Annotated in this window: 21 protein-coding genes and 3 pseudogenes; 18 read left to right on the forward strand and 6 right to left on the reverse strand. The window is 23.7% G+C overall.

Annotated elements, in window-relative coordinates; translation table 11 throughout:
- Positions 1-12 precede the first annotated feature (12 nt).
- From BQ2505_RS04980 to BQ2505_RS05010, 7 genes are all read left to right on the forward strand, one after another.
- A complete protein-coding gene (locus tag BQ2505_RS04980; protein WP_074016678.1) occupies positions 13-1,035 on the forward strand; it encodes a glycosyltransferase family 9 protein in 1,023 nt (340 codons plus the stop codon).
- 3 nt (positions 1,036-1,038) lie between these two features.
- The gene (locus BQ2505_RS04985) at positions 1,039-2,082 is read left to right on the forward strand and encodes an EpsG family protein (RefSeq protein WP_074016679.1); all 1,044 of its coding nucleotides are present in this window, start codon (positions 1,039-1,041) and stop codon (positions 2,080-2,082) included.
- A gap of 14 nt (positions 2,083-2,096) precedes the next feature.
- Positions 2,097-3,584, forward strand: coding sequence for a murein biosynthesis integral membrane protein MurJ (murJ, locus tag BQ2505_RS04990; protein WP_074016680.1), 1,488 nt, complete (start codon positions 2,097-2,099; stop codon positions 3,582-3,584).
- A gap of 52 nt (positions 3,585-3,636) precedes the next feature.
- Positions 3,637-4,608 carry a D-glycero-beta-D-manno-heptose-7-phosphate kinase gene (gene rfaE1 / locus BQ2505_RS04995; RefSeq protein WP_074016681.1) on the forward strand — a complete coding sequence of 324 codons (972 nt, stop codon included), beginning with the start codon at positions 3,637-3,639 and terminating at the stop codon, positions 4,606-4,608.
- Between the two features lie 21 nt (positions 4,609-4,629).
- On the forward strand, positions 4,630-5,769 hold the full coding sequence (locus BQ2505_RS05000) for a DUF2971 domain-containing protein (protein ID WP_074016682.1): 1,140 nt from the start codon (positions 4,630-4,632) through the stop codon (positions 5,767-5,769).
- A gap of 558 nt (positions 5,770-6,327) precedes the next feature.
- Positions 6,328-6,630 carry a ribbon-helix-helix protein, CopG family gene (locus BQ2505_RS05005; RefSeq protein WP_143403563.1) on the forward strand — a complete coding sequence of 101 codons (303 nt, stop codon included), beginning with the start codon at positions 6,328-6,330 and terminating at the stop codon, positions 6,628-6,630.
- 15 nt (positions 6,631-6,645) lie between these two features.
- Positions 6,646-6,939, forward strand: coding sequence for a type II toxin-antitoxin system RelE family toxin (locus BQ2505_RS05010; RefSeq protein ID WP_074016683.1), 294 nt, complete (start codon positions 6,646-6,648; stop codon positions 6,937-6,939).
- A gap of 246 nt (positions 6,940-7,185) precedes the next feature.
- Here the strand turns inward: BQ2505_RS05010 and BQ2505_RS05015 are convergent, their stop codons facing one another.
- Genes BQ2505_RS05015 through BQ2505_RS05030 form a run of 4 tightly spaced genes read right to left on the reverse strand, consistent with a single transcriptional unit; the run spans position 7,186 to position 10,256 of the window.
- The gene (locus BQ2505_RS05015; RefSeq protein ID WP_074016684.1) at positions 7,186-8,163 is read right to left on the reverse strand and encodes a ComEC/Rec2 family competence protein; all 978 of its coding nucleotides are present in this window, start codon (positions 8,161-8,163) and stop codon (positions 7,186-7,188) included.
- Between the two features lie 12 nt (positions 8,164-8,175).
- Positions 8,176-8,631, reverse strand: coding sequence for a hypothetical protein (locus tag BQ2505_RS05020; RefSeq protein ID WP_074016685.1), 456 nt, complete (start codon positions 8,629-8,631; stop codon positions 8,176-8,178).
- Positions 8,632-8,650: 19 nt separating this feature from the next.
- Positions 8,651-9,748: a ComEC/Rec2 family competence protein gene (locus tag BQ2505_RS05025; protein WP_074016686.1), complete on the reverse strand. Its 1,098-nt coding sequence runs from the start codon at positions 9,746-9,748 to the stop codon at positions 8,651-8,653.
- Entirely contained in the window at positions 9,738-10,256 is a 519-nt protein-coding gene (locus BQ2505_RS05030; RefSeq protein WP_074016687.1) for a hypothetical protein, read from the reverse strand. The genes BQ2505_RS05025 and BQ2505_RS05030 overlap by 11 nt, the downstream gene beginning before the upstream one ends.
- A gap of 157 nt (positions 10,257-10,413) precedes the next feature.
- Between BQ2505_RS05030 and BQ2505_RS05035 the strand changes: the two genes are divergently transcribed.
- The 11 genes and pseudogenes from BQ2505_RS05035 to BQ2505_RS05080 all read left to right on the forward strand — a co-directional run bounded on the left by BQ2505_RS05035 (position 10,414) and on the right by BQ2505_RS05080 (position 18,614).
- Positions 10,414-11,115 (forward strand): hypothetical protein, encoded by a 702-nt coding sequence (locus BQ2505_RS05035; protein ID WP_074016688.1) that lies wholly within the window; start codon positions 10,414-10,416, stop codon positions 11,113-11,115.
- Positions 11,116-11,130: 15 nt separating this feature from the next.
- Entirely contained in the window at positions 11,131-11,343 is a 213-nt protein-coding gene (locus BQ2505_RS05040; RefSeq protein WP_074016689.1) for a hypothetical protein, read from the forward strand.
- A 77-nt stretch (positions 11,344-11,420) separates the two neighbouring features.
- Positions 11,421-13,205 carry a DUF4435 domain-containing protein gene (locus BQ2505_RS05045; RefSeq protein ID WP_074016690.1) on the forward strand — a complete coding sequence of 595 codons (1,785 nt, stop codon included), beginning with the start codon at positions 11,421-11,423 and terminating at the stop codon, positions 13,203-13,205.
- 16 nt (positions 13,206-13,221) lie between these two features.
- The gene (locus BQ2505_RS05050) at positions 13,222-13,887 is read left to right on the forward strand and encodes a hypothetical protein (RefSeq protein WP_074016691.1); all 666 of its coding nucleotides are present in this window, start codon (positions 13,222-13,224) and stop codon (positions 13,885-13,887) included.
- A 47-nt stretch (positions 13,888-13,934) separates the two neighbouring features.
- A pseudogene (locus tag BQ2505_RS08685) lies at positions 13,935-14,094 on the forward strand (NAD-dependent epimerase/dehydratase family protein); the annotation flags it as partial.
- Between the two features lie 276 nt (positions 14,095-14,370).
- Entirely contained in the window at positions 14,371-14,997 is a 627-nt protein-coding gene (locus BQ2505_RS05055; protein WP_074016692.1) for a hypothetical protein, read from the forward strand.
- Between the two features lie 75 nt (positions 14,998-15,072).
- Positions 15,073-16,344: pseudogene (locus tag BQ2505_RS05060) on the forward strand (autotransporter domain-containing protein); the annotation flags it as partial.
- Positions 16,345-16,424: 80 nt separating this feature from the next.
- Positions 16,425-16,807, forward strand: a pseudogene (locus tag BQ2505_RS09135) (transposase); the annotation flags it as partial.
- Positions 16,808-16,952: 145 nt separating this feature from the next.
- On the forward strand, positions 16,953-17,786 hold the full coding sequence (locus BQ2505_RS05070; RefSeq protein WP_074016693.1) for a hypothetical protein: 834 nt from the start codon (positions 16,953-16,955) through the stop codon (positions 17,784-17,786).
- Positions 17,783-18,085 carry an STAS-like domain-containing protein gene (locus tag BQ2505_RS05075; RefSeq protein WP_074016694.1) on the forward strand — a complete coding sequence of 101 codons (303 nt, stop codon included), beginning with the start codon at positions 17,783-17,785 and terminating at the stop codon, positions 18,083-18,085. Before BQ2505_RS05070 ends, BQ2505_RS05075 begins: the two co-directional genes overlap by 4 nt.
- Entirely contained in the window at positions 18,054-18,614 is a 561-nt protein-coding gene (locus BQ2505_RS05080; protein ID WP_074016695.1) for a PIN domain-containing protein, read from the forward strand. Before BQ2505_RS05075 ends, BQ2505_RS05080 begins: the two co-directional genes overlap by 32 nt.
- Positions 18,615-18,849: 235 nt before the next feature.
- Here BQ2505_RS05080 and BQ2505_RS05085 read toward each other — a convergent pair whose 3' ends face one another.
- Both BQ2505_RS05085 and BQ2505_RS05090 read right to left on the reverse strand, forming a co-directional pair.
- Entirely contained in the window at positions 18,850-19,284 is a 435-nt protein-coding gene (locus tag BQ2505_RS05085; protein ID WP_074016696.1) for a Dps family protein, read from the reverse strand.
- A 144-nt stretch (positions 19,285-19,428) separates the two neighbouring features.
- Positions 19,429-19,974 carry a toxin-antitoxin system YwqK family antitoxin gene (locus tag BQ2505_RS05090; RefSeq protein ID WP_074016697.1) on the reverse strand — a complete coding sequence of 182 codons (546 nt, stop codon included), beginning with the start codon at positions 19,972-19,974 and terminating at the stop codon, positions 19,429-19,431.
- Between the last annotated feature and the right edge of the window lie 193 nt (positions 19,975-20,167).

Here is a 20,167-nt window from a genome sequence, read left to right on the forward strand (position 1 = left end):
AGTATAGTTACCATGAATAAAATATTAATAATCCATCCAAATGGAATGGGAGATTTTGTTACATTTACACCAGCTTTAAATTTATTAAAAAAAGCATTCCCGGATGCCAAATTAGATATTTTAATTACAAATAAAAATATAAAATCTTTTATAGAAACTCAGAATATTTTTAATAATATTTTTGTATCAGATTTAAATATAAAAAATCTATTAAAGATTGGTTTTAAATTAAGAGGTAAGTATGATTTAAGTTTTTTTACAGTGGGTGGAAAAATTTGGAAAACAAAACTATTTAGTTTTTTAATAAAAAATAAAGTGATGATTGGAGAAAGTAATAGTAAATTTAATAAGTATCCATTTAATAAAGTAATATTAAAAGATGATTATAGACATTTTGTAGATAGAAATATAGACCTAGTTAAGTTAGTGGTTGGAGAAAGTGTAAAAGATATAGATAGACAGCCACATTTGATTTTAAATGAAGGTTCTTTAGATAAAGTTGATAAGTTCCTAAAAGAAAAAAAATTAGAAGGTATAAAATTACTGGGAGTTCACCCGGGTTCACAGAAAGCTTATATGGCAAAAAGATGGCCTGAAGAGTATTTTGCAGAAGTAATTAAAGAAATTGATGGAATAAATGGTATAAGATGTATAGTTTTTTTAGGTCCAGAAGATAAAAATATTGAAGAATATTTAAAAGAAAATACAAAAGCAGTATTTGTTGAAAATTGGGAAATATCAGATGTAATAGCACTCATTTCAAAATGTAGTTATTTTTTTAATACAGATTCAGGATTAGGGCATATTTTTACTTGTTTTAATAAAAAAATATTTTCTGTGTTTGGTCCAAACCAATCAAATGAAAAACAAGAATTAAGAACAGGACCTTATTCAGATGAAAGAGTAATATTGAAAATAGAAGGCATGCCAAAAGAATACTACTTAGAAATGACAGAGAGAGGAATATTTAAATGTTTAGTTGATTTAAAACCAGAAATCGTAATTAAAGAAATATTAAAAGAAATAAAGGAATAAAAAATGAATTTATATTATGGAATACTAATAGTGATATACTTTTTTTTAGCTGTTTTTATATTTTCAAAAAAAACAGGAAAAGTGTTGTATATTTTTTCAGGAATGTTATTAGTGTTGTATGCTGGATTAAGATCTTTCAATTCAACAGAAGATGCACATGCATACTATGATTACTATAAAAATATTCCAAGTATCACTTCTTTTTTTGAATATCAAAATAATATTTTTGAAAAAGGATATATGTTTTTGAATATGTTATTAAAAACATATAACTTTAACTATCATTTTTTATTTCTAATAGTTGCTTTTACTTCTGTTACAATAAATTTAATCGCTATAAGAAAGTATACTAAAAATATATATCTCTGTATTTTTATTTATTTAACAAATATTTATGTTATAAATGAACTTATTTTAATTAGAACAGGAATTGCAACAGCAATACTATTTTATTCGATAGGATACATGAAAAAAAAACCTAAAAAATATTTATATTTTATATTCTTAGCATATTTATTTCATAGATTAGCATTGATTGGTTTAATTCCATTATTCTTATTGAAATTTAAAATGTTAAATAGTAAAAAGAAAATATTTTTTTTTCTTATTTTAAGTTTTATTTTAGGAGAAATAGATATATTTAGACGAATATTTTTTGCAATGAGATATATCTTTCCAAGTAAATTGACTTATTATTATGAATATTATGAGTATACAAAAGGAAGTTATAGAAAAGTGATATTTTTGTTGCCGATTTTATTTTATTTTTTAAATAATTATAAAAAATATGAAAATATAAAATTTTTTCAAGAAAGTTTTATTTATTTAAATTGTTCAATATTTTCTTTATTATTATTTATAAAAAATAATACTCTTTTAAGAGTTCCTTTTATATACAGTATAGGATTAATAATATTAGGGGATATATTTATATCTCAAAAAACTAAAAATAAAAAGTTATTTTGGAAGTTTTTAATTTCTTCTGTGTCACTTTTCTTATTAATGTGGACTCTTAGAGGAAATGAATTAATTACATTTGTGACATAAGGATAGAGGTAAGTATGAAAAAAGTTTTTTTTGGAATAGGATTAATAGCAATAATTGCTAAAATTTCAGGTTTTGCAAGAGAATTGGTACTTTCATATTTTTTTGGAGCTTCAGCTATTACAGATGCCTACATAATAGCATTAACTATTCCAACAGTAATATTTAATTTTGTTGGTGTAGGTTTTAATTCAGGTTATATTCCTATATATAGTATGATAAAAAAAAGATATGGAGAAGAAGAAGCAATTAAATTTACAACTAATTTTTTAAATTTATTATTGGTTGTGTGTACAGTTATATATCTATTTGGAATGTTTTTTACAGCTGAAATAGTAAAGTTATTTGCATCTGGTTTTTCTATAGAGACATTAGAGATGGCAACAAATTTTACAAGAATATGTTTTGTTGGAATATATATAGTAGTAATAATAAGTATATTTTCAGCTTTTTTACAAGCCAATGGAAGTTACTATGTTGTAGCATTTTTATCAGTTCCAATGAATTTAGTATACATAATAGGGACTTATATTGCATATAAGAAAGGAATTGAATACTTGCCTATATTTTCTGTATTAGCTATATTAATTCAATTAGTATTATTGTATTTTCCATTAAAAACTAATAACTATAAGTATAGATTTTATTTAAAAATCAATGATAATAATATAAAAAGAATATTATATTTATCAGTTCCAGCTATTATAGGAGGTTCATTAGAACAAATAAATTATCTTATAGATAAAACAATTGCTTCAAGAGTAATGGTTGGGGGAATATCTATATTAAATTATGCAAGTAGATTAAATATAGCGATAATAGGAATTTTATTATCAACAGTAATATCTATACTATTTCCAAAGATATCATTATTAGTTTCTGAAAGAAAAATTAATGAGCTAAAGCTATATATCAAAAAAACAGTAAACTTAGTAATAATTTTTTGTTTGCCTCTTTCATTGTGGATAATGGTATATAGTAAAGAAATTATAGTAGTTGTTTTTGGAAGAGGGAAATTTGACGAAAACATGATTTACATAACAAGTAAGTGCTTATTTTATTATACCTCAGGTTTTATTTTTATGGTTTTAAGAGAGATCGTAACAAAAATATACTATTCATTTAAGGATACCAAAACCCCAGTAATTAATTCTGGAATTGGAATAGTATTAAATATAGTATTAAATATAGTACTGTCTATTTATATGGGAATATCTGGAATTGCTTTTGCAACCTCAATATCTTTAGTAGTAACAACAATATTATTAACATATAAATTAAAGAAAAAATATGGAGACTTTTATATACAGGAAATAATATTTACTTTTTTAAAAGTATTTATTATTTCAATAATCTTGGTTTCTTTAATATATTTAATTAAATATTTTTTAATAGAATTTAATATATTTGTTCAGATAATAGTACCTTCAGTAGTAGTAGGTATTTTGTATTTGATTAGTATATTTTTTTATTTTAGTGAAATTAAAGAAATTGTAAAAAAATAAGCATAAATTTGAGGAGGTAAAGATAAAAATTAAATTTTATCTAAAAAATAATATGTTAAAAATAGAGATATTAATGGAAAGTTTTAAAAATATTAAAATAGCAGTTATTGGAGATTTAATGTTAGATGAATATATTATGGGAAAAGTGGAAAGAATATCACCTGAAGCACCTGTTCCTGTTGTTAAAGTTGCGGAAGAAAAGTTTGTTTTAGGTGGAGCTGCCAATGTTATCAATAACCTTGCTGCATTAGGAGCAAATGTTTATTGTGGAGGACTTGTTGGAAACGATAACAATGCTGAAAAACTTATTAATGCCTTTCCTAAAAATGTTGACTGCAATTTAATTTTAAAGGCTGACAATCGTCCCACTATTGTAAAGAAAAGAGTAATAGCAGGGCATCAACAACTTTTAAGACTTGACTGGGAAGAAGAATTTTCTATCAATGAAGAAGAAGAAAATATAATAATAGAAAATCTTAAAAATCATATAAAAGAATTAGATGCGATTATTTTATCTGACTATAATAAGGGACTTTTAACAAAATCTCTTTCACAAAAAATTATAAATCTATGTAGAGAAAATAATGTGATAGTTACAGTTGACCCTAAACCAAGTAATATTACTAACTTTGTGGGAGCTTTTTCTATCACTCCAAATAAAAATGAAGCTTATTTAGCTGTGGATGCAAATTCAAGAGAAGATATTGATATAGTTGGAAAAAAATTAAAAGAACAATATAAATTAGATACTGTTTTAATCACAAGAAGTGAAGAAGGAATGACTTTATATGATGAAGGAATTCACAATATTCCTACTTATGCAAAGGAAGTTTATGATGTAACAGGTGCAGGGGACACAGTTATTTCAGTTTTCACTCTGGCGAGAGCTGCAGGAGCAACTTGGGAAGAAGCAGCAAAGATAGCCAATGCAGCAGGAGGAATAGTAGTTGGAAAAATTGGTACTTCTACTGTTAGTGAAAAGGAATTAATTGAAACTTATAACAACATCTATAGTAACAATTAAAATTTTTTTAAGGGGATTTCTATGTCTAAAAGTGAAGAAAAAATAATTTATCACTATTGCTCTGTTGATACATTTCTATCTATAATAAAAAATCAAGAATTATGGGCTTCTGATATATTTAAAATGAATGATTCTTCTGAAGAAAAATATTTAGAAGATTTGTTAAGGTTTTATTTAAGAAGAATTCATAAGGAATTATTAGAAGATAAAAGATTTAAAGAATATTTAAAAGAAAATGAAGAAGAGGAAGAAGAGGAAGTAAGAAAGAAATCATTTGAAGAATACTACAATAAAATTTTCTCTTATAAAATAAAAAAGAGTATTCAAAATTATAACAACATTAATAAATTTTTAGCAATAAATGAGCTATTAAAAGAAAAGTCTAAGAAGATAAAAAGATATATTTGTTGTTTTTCTGGAGAAGGAGACTTGTTAAGTCAATGGAGAGCATATGCAGATGATGGACAAGGAATTTCTGTTGGTTTTAAAAAATCACAGATAAAAGATTTTTTAAAGGAACTAGAAGTTGAGATAATAAATATAGGGAACAAAGGAGAAGTAAGAAAATTTTTAAAGAAAAAAGAAGCTGAATTAGTTGATATAGAATATAAAAGAAAAATAAAAAAATCTTCATATAATTCAGAGTTATCAAAACTTTTTAAATATTTTCCTAGATTAGATTTTATTATGGAAAATAAAGAATTTGAAGAAATGCTTATAGATGCTATCCTTTCTAATTCCAAAATGAATCTATATTCTGATTTATCTCCATTATTAAGATATTTTATTTTTATGATAACTAAGAAAATTTACTCAAAAGAAGAGCTAAAACCACAGGTAATAAAAAGACTAAAAAATTTTATAAAAGTCAAGAGTATTTCATTTTCAGAAGAAAAAGAATCAAGAATAGTTATAATAGAGGATGAAATAGAAGAAAATCAAAATGTTAATAATATTTATTTTAGAAGTAAGAATAATAATGACTTAGTATCTTATAAAAAGTTAAAATTAGAAAATATAGTTGATTTTATTTCACATATTGTATTGGGACCTAAAAATAAAATAACAGTTGAAGAATTAAAAAGATTTTTAATAAAACAGTTTTCAGAAGAAAAAATAAAACATATAATAATAGAAAAATCAGATATTCCATATATTTAGTTAATAAAAAAATTTTTTTAATTAAATTTATGCTATACTTAGTTAAGTAAATTAGGTTATTTATCAAATAGTATTGATAAAAAAGTTTAGACTATGACCTGATAGAATTAAGAGAATTTTTGAGATTTAAAAACTTTAAAATTCTCTTTTTTTAATCTATAGGAAAGTATAAATTTAAAGAGGTCAAATAAAAAAAGAAATGTGAAGATATCGGTTTAAGTAAAAAGATAATATTTATAGAAATATTTAAAATAATTAAAAAAATTGCACGACAAAAAGCTCTAATGAAAATGGTCATTAGAGAACTATTAGAAATAAATTTTATGTATGGTCCGACCATACCAATTAGCGCTTACATAGATTTCTTGTAAAAAAATGGTATTGATAGAAAATTCTTCCATAAACATCATTTATTATGCAAACCAAACTTAGTAAATACAAGAAATACAAGAAATACTTGACAGCTTAAAATTTATATTATACAATAAATACAAGAAGATATAACTTCTTTTAAAAAATTTTTAAATCTTCTTCATTTTTACAGTGAGGAGAGTTGATATGAATATGAACGTTGAAAATTACATAGGAGAAAAAAAATTAATTAGTCTGAGATTAAATGTATCTCTAGTAGAGGAGGTGAACAAAATAGCAGATACACTTTCTATTAGTATGACAGATTTTATTCGTAAAGCTATAGAAAAAGAAGTTAAGGAAGTAAATAATGATTTTTTCTTTAGATTATCGCAAGTAGAATATTGTTCAGAAGAAGAAAGCAATAATATTATAAAAGAATTAAAAGAAATGGAAGAAGAAGATTTAAAAAAGACAAAAAGAAAAATAATATCTCTTAAAAAAAAATAATAGGAGGTATTCCAAATGTCAGAAACTCAGGATGAAATAGAGCTTGTGATAGATTATAGTAAAGTCGCAGATAAGTTTTTTGAGAAACATAATGATGTTGAGGAAAAATTTTTGCAGAATCTAGAAAATTTCTATTTAGAAAAACAAGAAAACATAGATATAAAGAAAATAAAGGGAACTAAACTTCCCCAGTATAGAATGAGAATAGGAAATTATAGAGTGATATTTACTGTGAACAAAGAAATAATAAATGTTTATTATATCTTTGTAGAAAAAGCAGATTCAAGAGGTGACATTTATAAAAAATAGTATGATAATAGGAAAATATTTTAGTAGACTACTTTGAAAAAGATAATGAAGTTTATAAAAAGAATCCTAAACACATAGCATATTAAAGGGGCTGTTGTAAATTAAATAGTTGATTCCCAGAAGAAAAAAGATGCTAAAAAAAATTTTTTTTGCAGTTTAGCATCTTTTTTAATTGAGAAAGAAAAAGGCTATCACAAATTAATGATAAAAATCATCAATTTGCAACAGTCTCCATTTGCTATAAACTTAAATAGTTTTTATATACCAGGCATTATATTTTTTATTATATAAAGAAGTTTTAGTAAAGTTTTTAGCAAAATTTTCATTAGTTACATAGATATTAATACCATTTACTACATTTGTATCTAATATAATAGATCCTGCTTGATTATTTGTGATGAATTGTAGATTACGATTATTCCATGAATTATAATCTAAATGCTCACTATTTGCATTACCAAATAAAGTTAATTTTGGTTTTAAAATATCTAGATAGTTATCATTTCCTCCAGATTTTCTTCCATGATGAGGTGCTATTAAAATATCAATATTACTAACTAGTTTTTTATATTTACACAAAATATAGTCCCAAGTTTTTTTTCCTGAATCTCCAGCAAAAATAATTTTCTTTCCATTTTTATTATATAGTATTACATATGAACAATCATTGTAGTCTTTAGTATTATTAGCTTCTTGAATTAAATCTGTTGTAGGGGCGAGGATATATAGCCCATCCCCATCACCTTGACCATTGTAATTTTCATTAAAAAAACGATTTTTACTCCCTGAAAGTAGATGTAATACAGTGCATTTTAAATCTGAGTTACGGATTTCTTGATAAAATTCCCAGTCTTCTTTTTTATAGCTACCATTATTACTAAAAGCTTCTATAACTTTATTATTTTTAGTGTCCCAAAAATTAGTAACTTTAAAAGTATTAAATAAATTTCTAATTCCATCCATATGATCCATATCAGGATGTGTTAAAATAAATCTAAAAATTTGATTTATCCCTAAATCCTGAAGATATTTAATTGGATTAACAGGGTATAATTTTTGTTTAAAATTGCCTTGTGGAGATAAACTTTCTAAACCACTTTCAGCTTCGGAGAGATCTTTGATATCATTTCCATTTGAAATATCAATTAAAGTATTGCGATCAGATGAGTGCTGTATCAAAGTACAGTCACCATTTTTAACATTTAAAAAATGAATTATTGCCATTATTTTACCCCCTTATATTGAAACTTCTTCTTTTAAAAATTTAACTAATTCATCAGAAGTTTTGGTTCTATAATCTTTAGCAAACACCTCTAACTTTTTAAGTTGCTCTTTATTTAAAAAATAAATAGAAAGCACTTTATAATTTAATAAAACTTCATCATTTAATTTTAAAAAGTTTTTATCTTTGATAGAAAAAGCTTGATTTCTTAGTATAAAATTTTCTCTTCTTATAAAAGATTCAGCAAATTTACTTAAATAAATATTAGAATTACCTCTGTATTTATTTACAAATGTAGATAAATATGTTGCAAAAAATGTAGTTGAGAAAGTAATACCAGCAGTAAATATAAAATTACCTAGATTTTCTTTAAGATCTACACAAATACTTATTAATGCAAGTATTATAAAAGTAATAAAAAATGCTACAAAATATGGTTCAAGAATTTTACAAAATTTATTAAATTTCATATTAAAAACCTCCTAAATATTATTTATCCCAATCCTCAACTTTTTCATTAAAAGGAAGTTCTGGAACAGAACTCCATCCCTCTCTTTCTGGTATTAAAAAACTACGATTCAGTGTGTAGCCATTCGTCTTATAAACTTGAACACCTCTACGAATAAATGCATTAATAACTGCTTTTCTTGGATAATCAGATTCATAAGCGACAGAAGCATAAGCAACTTTTTTTAGTTTGATTCCTTCACTCACAATATTTCCAACCATTTTATTCATTATAGAAGGACTTAAATTATGTCTACTTCCATGATGAGGAATTTGATAAAAATTGACTTCTGTTAAAGGAATACCTATCTTATTACCTTTTTCTATAGCTTTTTCTAGACCCTTTATACCTACATCACCAGTTAATAAAAATTTATTTTCTTTCATATCTCCTAAAAGAACAATAGATATCTCATTTTCTTCACTTGTTTCTACATCCTCTTTAAGAGAATCTTTACTCCATAATTCTTTTATCCAATTTGTGATTTTAGATAATATACTTTTAGCTGATTCAGTGTAAATATTACTTTTATAATCACTTTCATCTAAATATTCAGTTTTTTTAGATTTTTTCAACAATTCAATAAAAAATTCTTTAGAAGGAGATAAGATTTTTAAATTTTCATTAATTTGTTTATCTTCAAAACCTTCAATGATTTCTATACCTTTTTCCTTTGCGAGCTTTTCAATTTCAGCAACATAAGGATAGTCATCTTTTAAACGTTTTTCTAAAGACTCTTTTGATATTCTTCCATCATTAACATTATCCCAAATATCATCAATATAATTCCATGGGATATTCATAATAATTTTACCTATTTCAAATTTTTCAATAACTTCAATAAGACCAGAAGCATGATCTTGATCTGGATGAGAACAAATCAAGTAGTCTATTTTAGGATAATATTCATTTTTAAAATAAAATTCTTCAAGATGTTCAATCAATTTATTAGCGAGTACTTTAGAACCACCATCATAAACAACATTTATAAATTTACCATTTTTTTCATAACGAAAACATATAGCATCAGCATTTCCTTTATTTTCTTTTGTAGCAATAAAATCAATTTCATATCTCATTTTTTGGTTCCTCCTTATTAATTTGAAAATTTTCAACTCTTTTTCTTATATACTCTGTTTGCTTTCTATAGGAAAATACAAATAGAAAAAAGAAAGATAAGATAATTAGTAATTTTGGTAATAAACTACAAAATAAAAAATTATTTTGTAGAATTAAATAAAGTAGATAAAGAAAATTAAAGAAAAAAACAATTATAAAAGATCTGTACATATTATTAACCAATACAAATGTATGAATTTTATTATTATTTTCTTCCGCTTTTAAGAATTTTGAATAATCAGCAAACTTTATAATTTCTAACTTTAAGAAAAAAGGTTCTAAAAACAATGAACCAATTCTACTTATAATTAAACCTATAAAATAGTAGATAAATAATTTTTCATATATATCTATCTTTTCTACAACAAGAGTATAACCTTCTAAGTTCAGAAAATATGAAAAAATTATTCCAGGAAAAATATTATTGAATAATTCATATGTACTTAGTAGGTTTAAAAAAGTCTCCATAAATCTATCACCTCATAGTATAAAATAAAATTTTGTTATCATGTAGCAATAGTATCATATTTTTTTACAAATGTAAAGTTTTTGTTTTTATGTAAAATTTTACTATTTTACAATTTTTAAAATTGATTTTTGTTATAATTCTTGTTATAATTTAAATATGAAGATAAAAGATATATTAAAAGAAAATAATGTAAAACTTGTGGAATTGTCAAATGCTTTAAATATCTCTAGACCTACTCTTAACTTATATATTGATGAATTTGAAAGGGAGGGGAAGATTCTAAATAAAGAGTATGATTCTTTTTTTAAGAAAATTTTAGAGAAAGGTTATAAAAGTAGAGAAGAACTGTTAGAAGATATAAATGAATTTAAAAAAAATTTGGATAATAAAAAGTTTAATGATTTTTTACCAGAAAATCTAGATATATTACAAAGTATATACAATAAAATTTATAATGATATGAAAGGGAAAAATAAGGTAATAGCTATCTATAAATTTATGGATAGTGCTATCAACAACTATGGAGAAGATAAGGCGTTAAGTGGATATATAAACTATACGCTATATTTAAATGGATTGAAAGATATTAAAGAAATGAAAGATTATGAAAAAGCCTTAGTCTCAAAATTATTTCCAATTATGAAAAAATATGAGGAATTTGATTTGGAAGTTGATAGTTCTGGTTTAAAGGAATTCTATATTAGAGTAGAAGAGATAAAGGAAAATAGAGAAAAAAGATATCAAAGATTTGAAAAAATTTTAAAAGAAAATCTAATGAAAGAACTTAGTTTTAAAGATGAGTTAAATAAAGAAGATTTAAAAAGAATTTTAAATAATTTAGAATTAAAAAAAATATAGATAAGAGGGATTATTATGATAGTTTTAAACTTAGAATTAGATAATCTATTTGCTTTTGAAGATTTTAAAATAAATTTTTCATATTCAGATAATGTTAAAAATTCAAGTATCAAAGATGCATTTTTAAAAGATAGATCTAATTTTAGATATAAAAAAGTAAATATTCTTTTAGGAGCAAATTCTACTGGAAAGATATCTGTTCGAAAAGCAATGATGGCAATTTTTTAAATAAAAAAGATAGTTTAAAAGTTACTCGATATATAAGGAAGAAAATTTAATAAATTTTGTATTAGGTGATATAAGATATGGAAAATTTGTATTTAATTTTAAAAGATTATTTGGAAAAAAAAGAAGAGTATGCTAAAAATTATGCCTTAGAAAATTCTAATGTTTTAGAAGAAATTAAGGAAAAAATCGAAGGAGAAAAAGAAATATTAGAAAGTATAGCTTCAAAAGATTTAGACAAATCTATATCAGCTTTTGCTTTTTTAAATCGAGAAGAGAATTTTCATGATCATTATTTTGAAAATATAAAGAACAATATATTTAATCTTATCAAATTATTGAAAAATATAAAAGAACTATTAATATTTTTAACTGTACCAGAGAAAAGTATAATTTTAATTGGTGGGAATGGAAGTGGAAAATCTAGCTTAGCTGATTATTTAAAAAATAATATTTCAGAGAAAGTTTTAATATTTCCAGCATATAAGAATCTACTTCTAGTTGATTATGGAGATACTTTTTATAATAGCAAACATATACAGGATATACAATCTTCGGTAGTAGCAAAAAGGCTCAATCCAAATTACAATAACCAAAATGAGAATATTTTAAAAAATAGTATGGTAGCACTCATAAATGAACATTTAAAAGAATTACAAAAAAAACATGAAGAAAAATCTAATCAAGAACCTATAACAATGTTTGATAAATTTAGAGAAATTTATTATCAGATTTTTCCTGAATTAGAAATTAATATAAATACTGATAAAAGAATAATGCATCCTAAAAAAAATAATGGGAATTATGATTTTAATTTGATGAGTGAAGGAGAAAAAGTTGTAATTTTATATATAATAGAGGTTTTATTAGCAAAAGAATCTAGCTATATAATTATTGACGAACCAGAATCACATTTAAATTTATCAATAGTTAATAAACTTTGGGATATGTTAATAGAAGAAAGAAAAGATTGTCATTTTATTTTTATATCTCATCATATTGATTTTATAACTTCAAGAAATAATAGTGAGCTAGTTTGGTGTAAATCTTTCAATTATCCTGATGAATGGAAACTTGAAAAAATTTCAGATATTGAGAATCTACCAACAGAATTAACTGTTCAATTAACGGGAACAAAGAAACCTGTTATTTTATGTGAAGGAGATAAATCTAATAGTTTAGATTATAAAGTTTACTCACAATTATTTATAGAAGATTATTCTATTTATCCAGTTGGAGGACATTTAGAAGTTATAAGATATGTAAAGGGATTTTCAAATTTTTTTTCTCCAACTAAAGTTTATGGAATTATAGATGGAGATTTGATAGAAGAAAATCGTATAGAAGAATATAAAGCTCAAAATATTATCGTACTACCATTTAATGAAGTAGAAATGTTTTTATTAGAAGAAGAAATAATAAAAAATGTTCTGACCTATTCTGAAGAAAAAATTACTCAAAAAATAGAAAGTTTTAAAAATAAATTGGTTGAAAAAATTGAAAATAATAAAGAAAAAATAGTTTTAAGTAAAATAAAAAAAGAAATAGATCTAAGCTTTAAAGAGAAAAATATAGAAAACTTTAATTCTTTAAATGATTTAAAAGAAGATTATAAAAATATTTTTGACTTAGAATTAGTAGATAAAAAATACCTAAAATATATGGATGAATTGAAAAATATTTTAGCTCAAAAAAATTATATTGGACTTTTAAAATGGTGTTCCTTAAAAAAGGAAATTTCAAAAGGATTAGCTAATCAAGAATTAGATAATGATTATGTTGAAAAAGCTATAAATATAATTAGTAGAAATAAATCTTTAAGGAAAAAATTGAAAGAAAAATATTTTTCTATTTTAGTAAAATGATTTAGAAGGGGTTATAATGAAAAAGAGTATATTAATAGGTTCAATATTTCTAGTGTTTTTAACAATTCCTTATTTGATTGATTTTTTTGTTATTGGAAATGAAAATGTAAAAATAAATGTTAAGAATTCTGATTTTTTCTTGTTTTTGGGATCTTACTTAGGAGCATTAATAACAATATTAGGGACATTATTGATAAGTAAAACAGAAAGAAATTTAAAAGAAAAAAAGGAATCTGAGCAAAAGGAGGAAAAAAATAGAAAAATAAATTTACTTTTTCTTAATACTGTATATTTAGAATATTCTAACTTAGAAGAAATTTTAAAAAACTTATATAATATACAAAATTTTAGTTCAGGCTCTCGTAGAGCAGATACAATATTTTTAAGAAAAATTATTCTTGAATTAGGAGAAGATTTTATTGATATAGCTAATAAAATTGTTTTTGATATAGAACAAGAGTACAATAATAAGGAAATTTTAGAAATTAATATGAGAAATGATAAAGTGGCTATATCTAAAAAATATGATGCCATTTCAAATCTAGTAAAGAAGATGGAAGAATTTGATAAAAATGAGAGAGTTGAAAAATCAATGTCTAATTATTGGAATTATTATGGAAAAATTTTTAAAGAGTATGAAGAAAAAAGTAGAGACACTATAGATAAAGAACAGAAAATATAATTTTAAAGAATATTTAGAAAAAACTTAAAAAGATAAGAGAGGTTTATATGAAAACATGTCTAATAACAGGAGCTACAGGCTTTATAGGAGCAAATTTTTAAATATATATTAAAGAAATATGAAGGTATAAATGTTATTGTTGTAGATGCATTAACTTATGCTGGCAATTTAGGAACAATAAAAGAAGAATTAAAAGATGGTAGTATTGTACTGACCCAAAAAGTTGGACAAATTAATTTTAATTAGATGTTGATGTTACAATTTTGCTTGACTAGAACAATACTTAAAGATACTTATATCTATTCCTCTCAAGTTTATCAAAAAAATTTATTTCTCTAAAACTTTAGGTGTTGATATACTCTTAAAAAGAACTATATCATTTTTAAATTAGCAAAACAAATCATAAAATATTAGTACAAATATTTTTATAATATGATAGAATAAAGCTAAATTTAATATAAACTAAAATTTTAGGAGAAAATTATGAAGAAAAAATATTATCGAATCATGTTTATATCTTTAATAATACTAGCATTTTATATTTTATTCTTATACAACAAAGGATTAATAGCTTTTCTTTTAGTTTTATATCTCATAATTCTAACGCAATTTTTCCTTTCCTTTATTATTTCTACTATATTTGACACATATGAAAATCGGGATAAAATTGATAAACAAAAATATTATAAAAGGTTTCTAAATTTTTTTAATGAATATTTAAAGATAAATGAAAAAAATTTTATTAAACTATGGAAAGTGTATTTTCTAGTCTCAATATTTATATGGATTATTCCATTTCCATTTAATGAAAATGCACTTGAGGTACTGACCACAATTTTAGCTCTTTTAGAAGGTTCTTTAATAAAAAAAAATGTAAAATCCAAGGCTTTTTCAAATATACTTTATATAATGTTTTTATATCTTTTAATTATATTAGTAGGAGAATTTATTAAGGGAGAACCTTATAATAAATTTGAATTTAATAAGAACTTTAATAGTTTTTACCTACAATATGATCTTTTTTTTACCTTGATAAGAGCTTATTTATTGGCTATATTATTCGTAAAAGCCTTTCAAATTTTCTTTTTTTTTAGTGAGAATAAAAAGTGATAGAATGAAAATTTTATAAATATTAGATATATATTAACCTCAAAAAATAAAATAGTTTTATTATGCTTAGCAGCAGTTTTATTATCAGCTGACAGATATGTAGCTATGGGAGAACAAGCTGTTCTATTGGAAGGAGCTAATGCTGAAGGTTCTGTTGCTAATGCTCAAATAGATGGAATGAGAAAAGCTAATGTAGAAGTAAAAGACGGAAAAGTAGTTGCAACATTGTTAAGAGAGAATCCAGTTGAATATTTAGGTGAGAATCCAGAAGAATCTTCAAGAAATGTAGCAGAAAATGTTGAAAATGTATTCCAAGATTTAGATAGAAAAGTGTTCTCAGGTACTGCAACAGATAAAGAATTAACAATGGTAGCAACATTACAAGGTATGTCACCAACAAGCTTTTCATCAGCAACAGAGTTGATGTCAGGAGAAATATATGCTTCAGCACAAGCATTAACTTTCTCACAATCTCAAAATATTAATAGAGATTTATCAAATAGACTCTCTGGTTTAGATAATTTAAAAAATTCTAATAAAGATTCAGAAGTATGGTTCTCAGCAATAGGAAGTGGTGGAAAACTAAAAAGAGATGGCTATGCTTCAGCAGATACAAGAGTAACAGGAGGACAATTTGGTATGGATACTAAATTTGGACCAACAACTACTCTTGGAATGGCTATGAATTATTCATATGCAAAAGCAAATTTTAATAGATATGCCGGGAAATCAACTAGTGATATGGTAGGAGTTTCATTATATGGGAAACAAGATTTACCTTATGGATTCTATGCAACAGGTAGATTAGGACTAGCTAATATCTCATCAAAGGTTGAAAGAGAATTATTAACTTTAACTGGAGATACAGTAACAGGAAAGATAAAACATCATGATAGAATGTTATCATCTTATCTGGAATTAGGAAAGAAATTTGGGTGGTTTACACCATTTGTTGGATATTCTCAAGATTATCTAAGAAGAGGAAGTTTCAATGAATCAGAAGCAGCTTGGGGAATAAAAGCTGATAAGAAAAACTATACAACAAGTAATTTCCTAGTTGGAGCAAGAGCTGAATATTTAGCAGATAAATACAGAATACAAGCCTATGTGACACAAGCAATAAATACAGATAAAAGAGATTTATCGTATGAAGGAAAATTTACAGGAACTAATGTAAATCAAAAATTCTATGGAGTAAAGCAAGCAAAGAATACAACATGGATAGGTGTTGGAGCATTTAGAGAAATAAATCCAGCATTTGGAGTTTATGGAAATGTAGATTTCAGAGTAGAAGACAAGAAATGGGCAGATTCAGTAATTTCAACAGGATTACAATATAAATTCTAAAAAGTAATTATTTGAGACTGTAAAAAAAAGTCTGTAAATATTTTAAAACTATAGTCTTCTATGATAGAATATAAAATATCATAGGAGGCTATTTTTATGAAAGAAAAAAAGAAGTTTACAAAGTAAAACCATTAACAGAGGGGAAAAAGAATATTATTGCTACTTTAAAGAGTATGATATTAAAACTGCTGAAGATATTCAAGAAGCTCTTAAAGATCTTCTTGGAGGAACTATCAAATCTATGATGGAAGCTGAGATGGATGAGCATATTGGATATGAAAAGTATCAACATTCTGATGCTACTAATTATCGTAATGGCGTAAAAAAGAAAAATGTACGTTCTACTTTTGGTGAGTTTCAAGTTGAAGTTCCTCAAGATAGAAATTCCACTTTTGAACCTCAAATTGTTAAAAAGAGACAGAAAGATATTTCTGAGATAGATCAAAAAATCATAAATTTGTACTGCATCCATAATTTTGGATGACATAAGATTGGAGGTGCAGTACATCCAGGGATTTTTTCTAAAAATAGTCAAGTGTTTTTATTGTAATAAGTTTAATTTTATAATATAATGTTAAAAAGAATAAATTATAAAAAGGAATAATTTTATGAAAAACTTAAAATTTCCAAAAAATATAAACAATAATTTAGAAACTATAATTTTTTTAAATGATTTATTGAGTGATAAAAATAAAGAAATATATTATTCTATGAAAGAAATTGAATTTTTTGAAGCATCAATAGTTCCATATTTTCATTCGATAAATATGCAATTATATAAAACACATGAGAATATTTTTTATGATAATATAAATACAGAAATTGAAGCATTTTTTCTAAAAAATAAATATGCTAAAAATTTTAATAAAAAACATTTAGATTTATCTTTAGAGGATAAGCATAAGACTTATATTGAATTTACAACTATGGAAAAAGATGCAGAAGATGCATTTTATATAATAGAAAGAAATATAAAAAATAAAAATCTTATTAATTTCAATGATAATATACAGAGTTCGTTCATTTCCTTGGTTGGAGAATTAGCAAATAATAGTTATGAACATGGTAATATAGATAAAGCTTATTTTTGTGGACAATATTTTCCTAGAATAAGTAAACTCTCATTTTCTATCAGTAATTTAGGAAATACTATAGTTGAAAACGTAAAACAAAAAAATTCAAATTTTTCAAATGAAAAATGTTTAGAGTGGATTTTTGAATTAGGAACAACTACAAGAAAAGACGGCACGAGTGGTGGTCAAGGTTTATATGAACTAAGAAATATTGTACATAAACTGAAAGGAAATATTACAGTTATAAGTGGTAATGATTATTATAATATTGATAAAAATAATATTATAAAATATCAATTTTTAGAAAATAAATATACAGGAACAACATTTATAATAGACATATATTATAATAGAGAGGTGAAATTATGAAAAAGATAATAACAATAAAAGATGCTATAAATAGTAAATTTGCAATAAAAGAAGAAAAAGGGCGAATACTTTATGAATGCCTTAGGAATTTATTAGAAGAAAATGAAGAAGTTGTACTTGATTTTAAAGATATTATAGCATCGACAACTAGATTTTTCAATGTTTCAATAGCTATATTATATAAAGATTTCCCAGAAAATATTGTTGATAATATAGAAATAATAAATACTAATTCTGTATTAAATTCACAATTGGAGGTATCAAAAAATGGAGCAAAAGAATTTTATAGAATTAAGTAAATATACAAAAGGAAGTATAAATGAAAATAGTGTAATTTTTGATACTAATGTTCTAGTTGATTTATTTTATCCTGGAAATATAAACCAGAGAACTCAAAAAGAACTTTTAAAACTGCAAGATATTTATCAAGACTGTTTAGAAGAAAATAAAAAGATATATATAATAGTCCCAATTATTTCTGAATTTTATAATTTAGCATTTAATATCTCATTAAGAAATTATAAAACTAATAATAATATTCAAGGATTTTTTAATAGAAAAAAGTATAGAAATACTCAAAGTTTTAAAAATACGAATATAGGAATAGTTGGAATAATTGACAATTTTTCAAATCAATTTGAAATAAAAAAAATCAATTTTGATTATTTAAAAATTACTGATAGAATACAAAAATTAGAAAAATTAGATTTTACAGATTTAATTATTTCAGATTTTTGTGAAAAAGAAAATACATGTTTGGTTACTTTAGATAAAGATTTTAAAAATGTATTTATAAATAATTTAAAATTTAGTATAGTATCATTGTAATTAAATTTTCTAATAGAATTAAGTTTATTAAGAAATATAAGAATATTTAGGTTATTTGTCAAATCGTGTTGATGAAAAAGTTTAGACCATTACTTAGGATAATTAAGAGAATTTTTGAGAATAAAAACTTGAAAATAATAAGTCTAGAGAGTTGGAAAGATAAAGTATTTATTTTCTCAATATAAAAACTGCACCTCAAATCTTTAAGATCTTTGGTGCAGTTCATTTTTATTTATTATTTTGACATTGCTTCAATGAACCAAAGTTGTTTTACGAAGTGAGAAATTTGATCTTCCATTTCGTTAGCAACAGCGAAATCATCTTCTTCGTTAGCAACTTCTCTTATTAATTTAGCATCTGCTAACATTAATTCCATATCTTCTTTTATAGATTTTACAACTTCAGATACTTTAAAATCTTTAGCTTCTATTTCTTTAACAGTTGCATGTTGTAAGTAATCAGCTAATTTTACTAAAGGATATTCTCCTTTCATTTTGAAGATTTCAGCAATTACATCAAATTTATCAAAGTAGTAGTCATATAAAGTTTCTGTATATTCGTGTAAAGATGAAAATCTTTCTCCAACTACATTCCAGTGTAGGTTATGAGTTTTAGTTATAAGCACTCCTAAGTTTGATAAATATCTGTTTAAATTTTCTTTATTTTTCATTTTAATACCTCCGTTACATAATTATATTATTTAATTTTCTATGACATTATAATAACATATATGATATTTTATGTCAAGAATTTTTTGTAATTATTATAAAAATAATAATTTTTATATTGAAATCAAATAAAAAATATTCCAAAATTATTTTTCTATTCCATTTTCAAAATGTGCTTCTCTTAATAAATTTCCATTAGTATCATATTCTTGATAAAGACCATCTATTTTTCCCTTTTCATTGTAGACACACTTTTTAAAAACTTGTTCATTAGAATGGTATTCAGTATAATCTCCTACCATTTGTCCATCAACAAAATTTACATTTAATTTTATTTTTCCATTAGGGAAATATTTAATATTTTTAGAAGTAGTTCCATCATTCACATAAATAGCTTCTCTTTTAAGAACTCCGTTAGGATAATATTCTTTGTATTCCCCAACTTTTCTTCCATCTACTAAGTTGTATTCAGTACTTATTTTACCATCATTATAGAAAGTTTGGTATTTTCCATGTAAGTTTCCGTTTTTATAATTCTTTATTATTTCTATTGTACCATTCAAATAATAAGATTTATAAATCCCTTCTCTCACACCATTTACATAATTTCTTTCTTCTTGTACAACCCCATTATCGTAAATTTTTACCCATAAACCTTCTTTTTTTCCATCTTTGTTATATTGGTTATTCATGATAAAAACCTCCTTAATATGATTAAAAAAACTTCCTATTTAAAGTATATAACATTTTTTAAAATAAATAAAGAAAAATATTGTTTATTTTTTATAAGAAAAGTATAAATTTAAAAAATAGTCTATGATGTCCGTATTAGTTTTAAGATTTTATGTTCATTGAACTTGTAGAACTCATACGGCTGTCAAGAGA

The sequence above is a fragment of the Fusobacterium massiliense genome, from assembly GCF_900095705.1.
Taxonomy (GTDB): domain Bacteria; phylum Fusobacteriota; class Fusobacteriia; order Fusobacteriales; family Fusobacteriaceae; genus Fusobacterium; species Fusobacterium massiliense.

What these genes read in the sequence shown, in the direction of transcription:
- BQ2505_RS05040 (WP_074016689.1), top strand. Translation starts at nt 11,131, where the DNA reads ATGATAGTTTTAAACTTAGAATTAGATAATCTATTTGCTTTTGAAGAT.
- BQ2505_RS05090 (WP_074016697.1), bottom strand. Translation starts at nt 19,974, where the DNA reads ATGAATAACCAATATAACAAAGATGGAAAAAAAGAAGGTTTATGGGTA.
- BQ2505_RS05025 (WP_074016686.1), bottom strand. Translation starts at nt 9,748, where the DNA reads ATGAGATATGAAATTGATTTTATTGCTACAAAAGAAAATAAAGGAAAT.
- BQ2505_RS05000 (WP_074016682.1), top strand. Translation starts at nt 4,630, where the DNA reads ATGTCTAAAAGTGAAGAAAAAATAATTTATCACTATTGCTCTGTTGAT.
- BQ2505_RS05035 (WP_074016688.1), top strand. Translation starts at nt 10,414, where the DNA reads ATGAAGATAAAAGATATATTAAAAGAAAATAATGTAAAACTTGTGGAA.
- BQ2505_RS05050 (WP_074016691.1), top strand. Translation starts at nt 13,222, where the DNA reads ATGAAAAAGAGTATATTAATAGGTTCAATATTTCTAGTGTTTTTAACA.
- BQ2505_RS05070 (WP_074016693.1), top strand. Translation starts at nt 16,953, where the DNA reads ATGAAAAACTTAAAATTTCCAAAAAATATAAACAATAATTTAGAAACT.
- BQ2505_RS05045 (WP_074016690.1), top strand. Translation starts at nt 11,421, where the DNA reads ATGGAAAATTTGTATTTAATTTTAAAAGATTATTTGGAAAAAAAAGAA.
- BQ2505_RS05005 (WP_143403563.1), top strand. Translation starts at nt 6,328, where the DNA reads ATGAATATGAACGTTGAAAATTACATAGGAGAAAAAAAATTAATTAGT.
- BQ2505_RS04985 (WP_074016679.1), top strand. Translation starts at nt 1,039, where the DNA reads ATGAATTTATATTATGGAATACTAATAGTGATATACTTTTTTTTAGCT.
- BQ2505_RS05085 (WP_074016696.1), bottom strand. Translation starts at nt 19,284, where the DNA reads ATGAAAAATAAAGAAAATTTAAACAGATATTTATCAAACTTAGGAGTG.
- BQ2505_RS05010 (WP_074016683.1), top strand. Translation starts at nt 6,646, where the DNA reads ATGTCAGAAACTCAGGATGAAATAGAGCTTGTGATAGATTATAGTAAA.
- BQ2505_RS05015 (WP_074016684.1), bottom strand. Translation starts at nt 8,163, where the DNA reads ATGGCAATAATTCATTTTTTAAATGTTAAAAATGGTGACTGTACTTTG.
- BQ2505_RS04980 (WP_074016678.1), top strand. Translation starts at nt 13, where the DNA reads ATGAATAAAATATTAATAATCCATCCAAATGGAATGGGAGATTTTGTT.
- BQ2505_RS05075 (WP_074016694.1), top strand. Translation starts at nt 17,783, where the DNA reads ATGAAAAAGATAATAACAATAAAAGATGCTATAAATAGTAAATTTGCA.
- BQ2505_RS05020 (WP_074016685.1), bottom strand. Translation starts at nt 8,631, where the DNA reads ATGAAATTTAATAAATTTTGTAAAATTCTTGAACCATATTTTGTAGCA.
- BQ2505_RS05030 (WP_074016687.1), bottom strand. Translation starts at nt 10,256, where the DNA reads ATGGAGACTTTTTTAAACCTACTAAGTACATATGAATTATTCAATAAT.
- BQ2505_RS05080 (WP_074016695.1), top strand. Translation starts at nt 18,054, where the DNA reads ATGGAGCAAAAGAATTTTATAGAATTAAGTAAATATACAAAAGGAAGT.
- BQ2505_RS05055 (WP_074016692.1), top strand. Translation starts at nt 14,371, where the DNA reads ATGAAGAAAAAATATTATCGAATCATGTTTATATCTTTAATAATACTA.
- rfaE1 (WP_074016681.1), top strand. Translation starts at nt 3,637, where the DNA reads ATGTTAAAAATAGAGATATTAATGGAAAGTTTTAAAAATATTAAAATA.
- murJ (WP_074016680.1), top strand. Translation starts at nt 2,097, where the DNA reads ATGAAAAAAGTTTTTTTTGGAATAGGATTAATAGCAATAATTGCTAAA.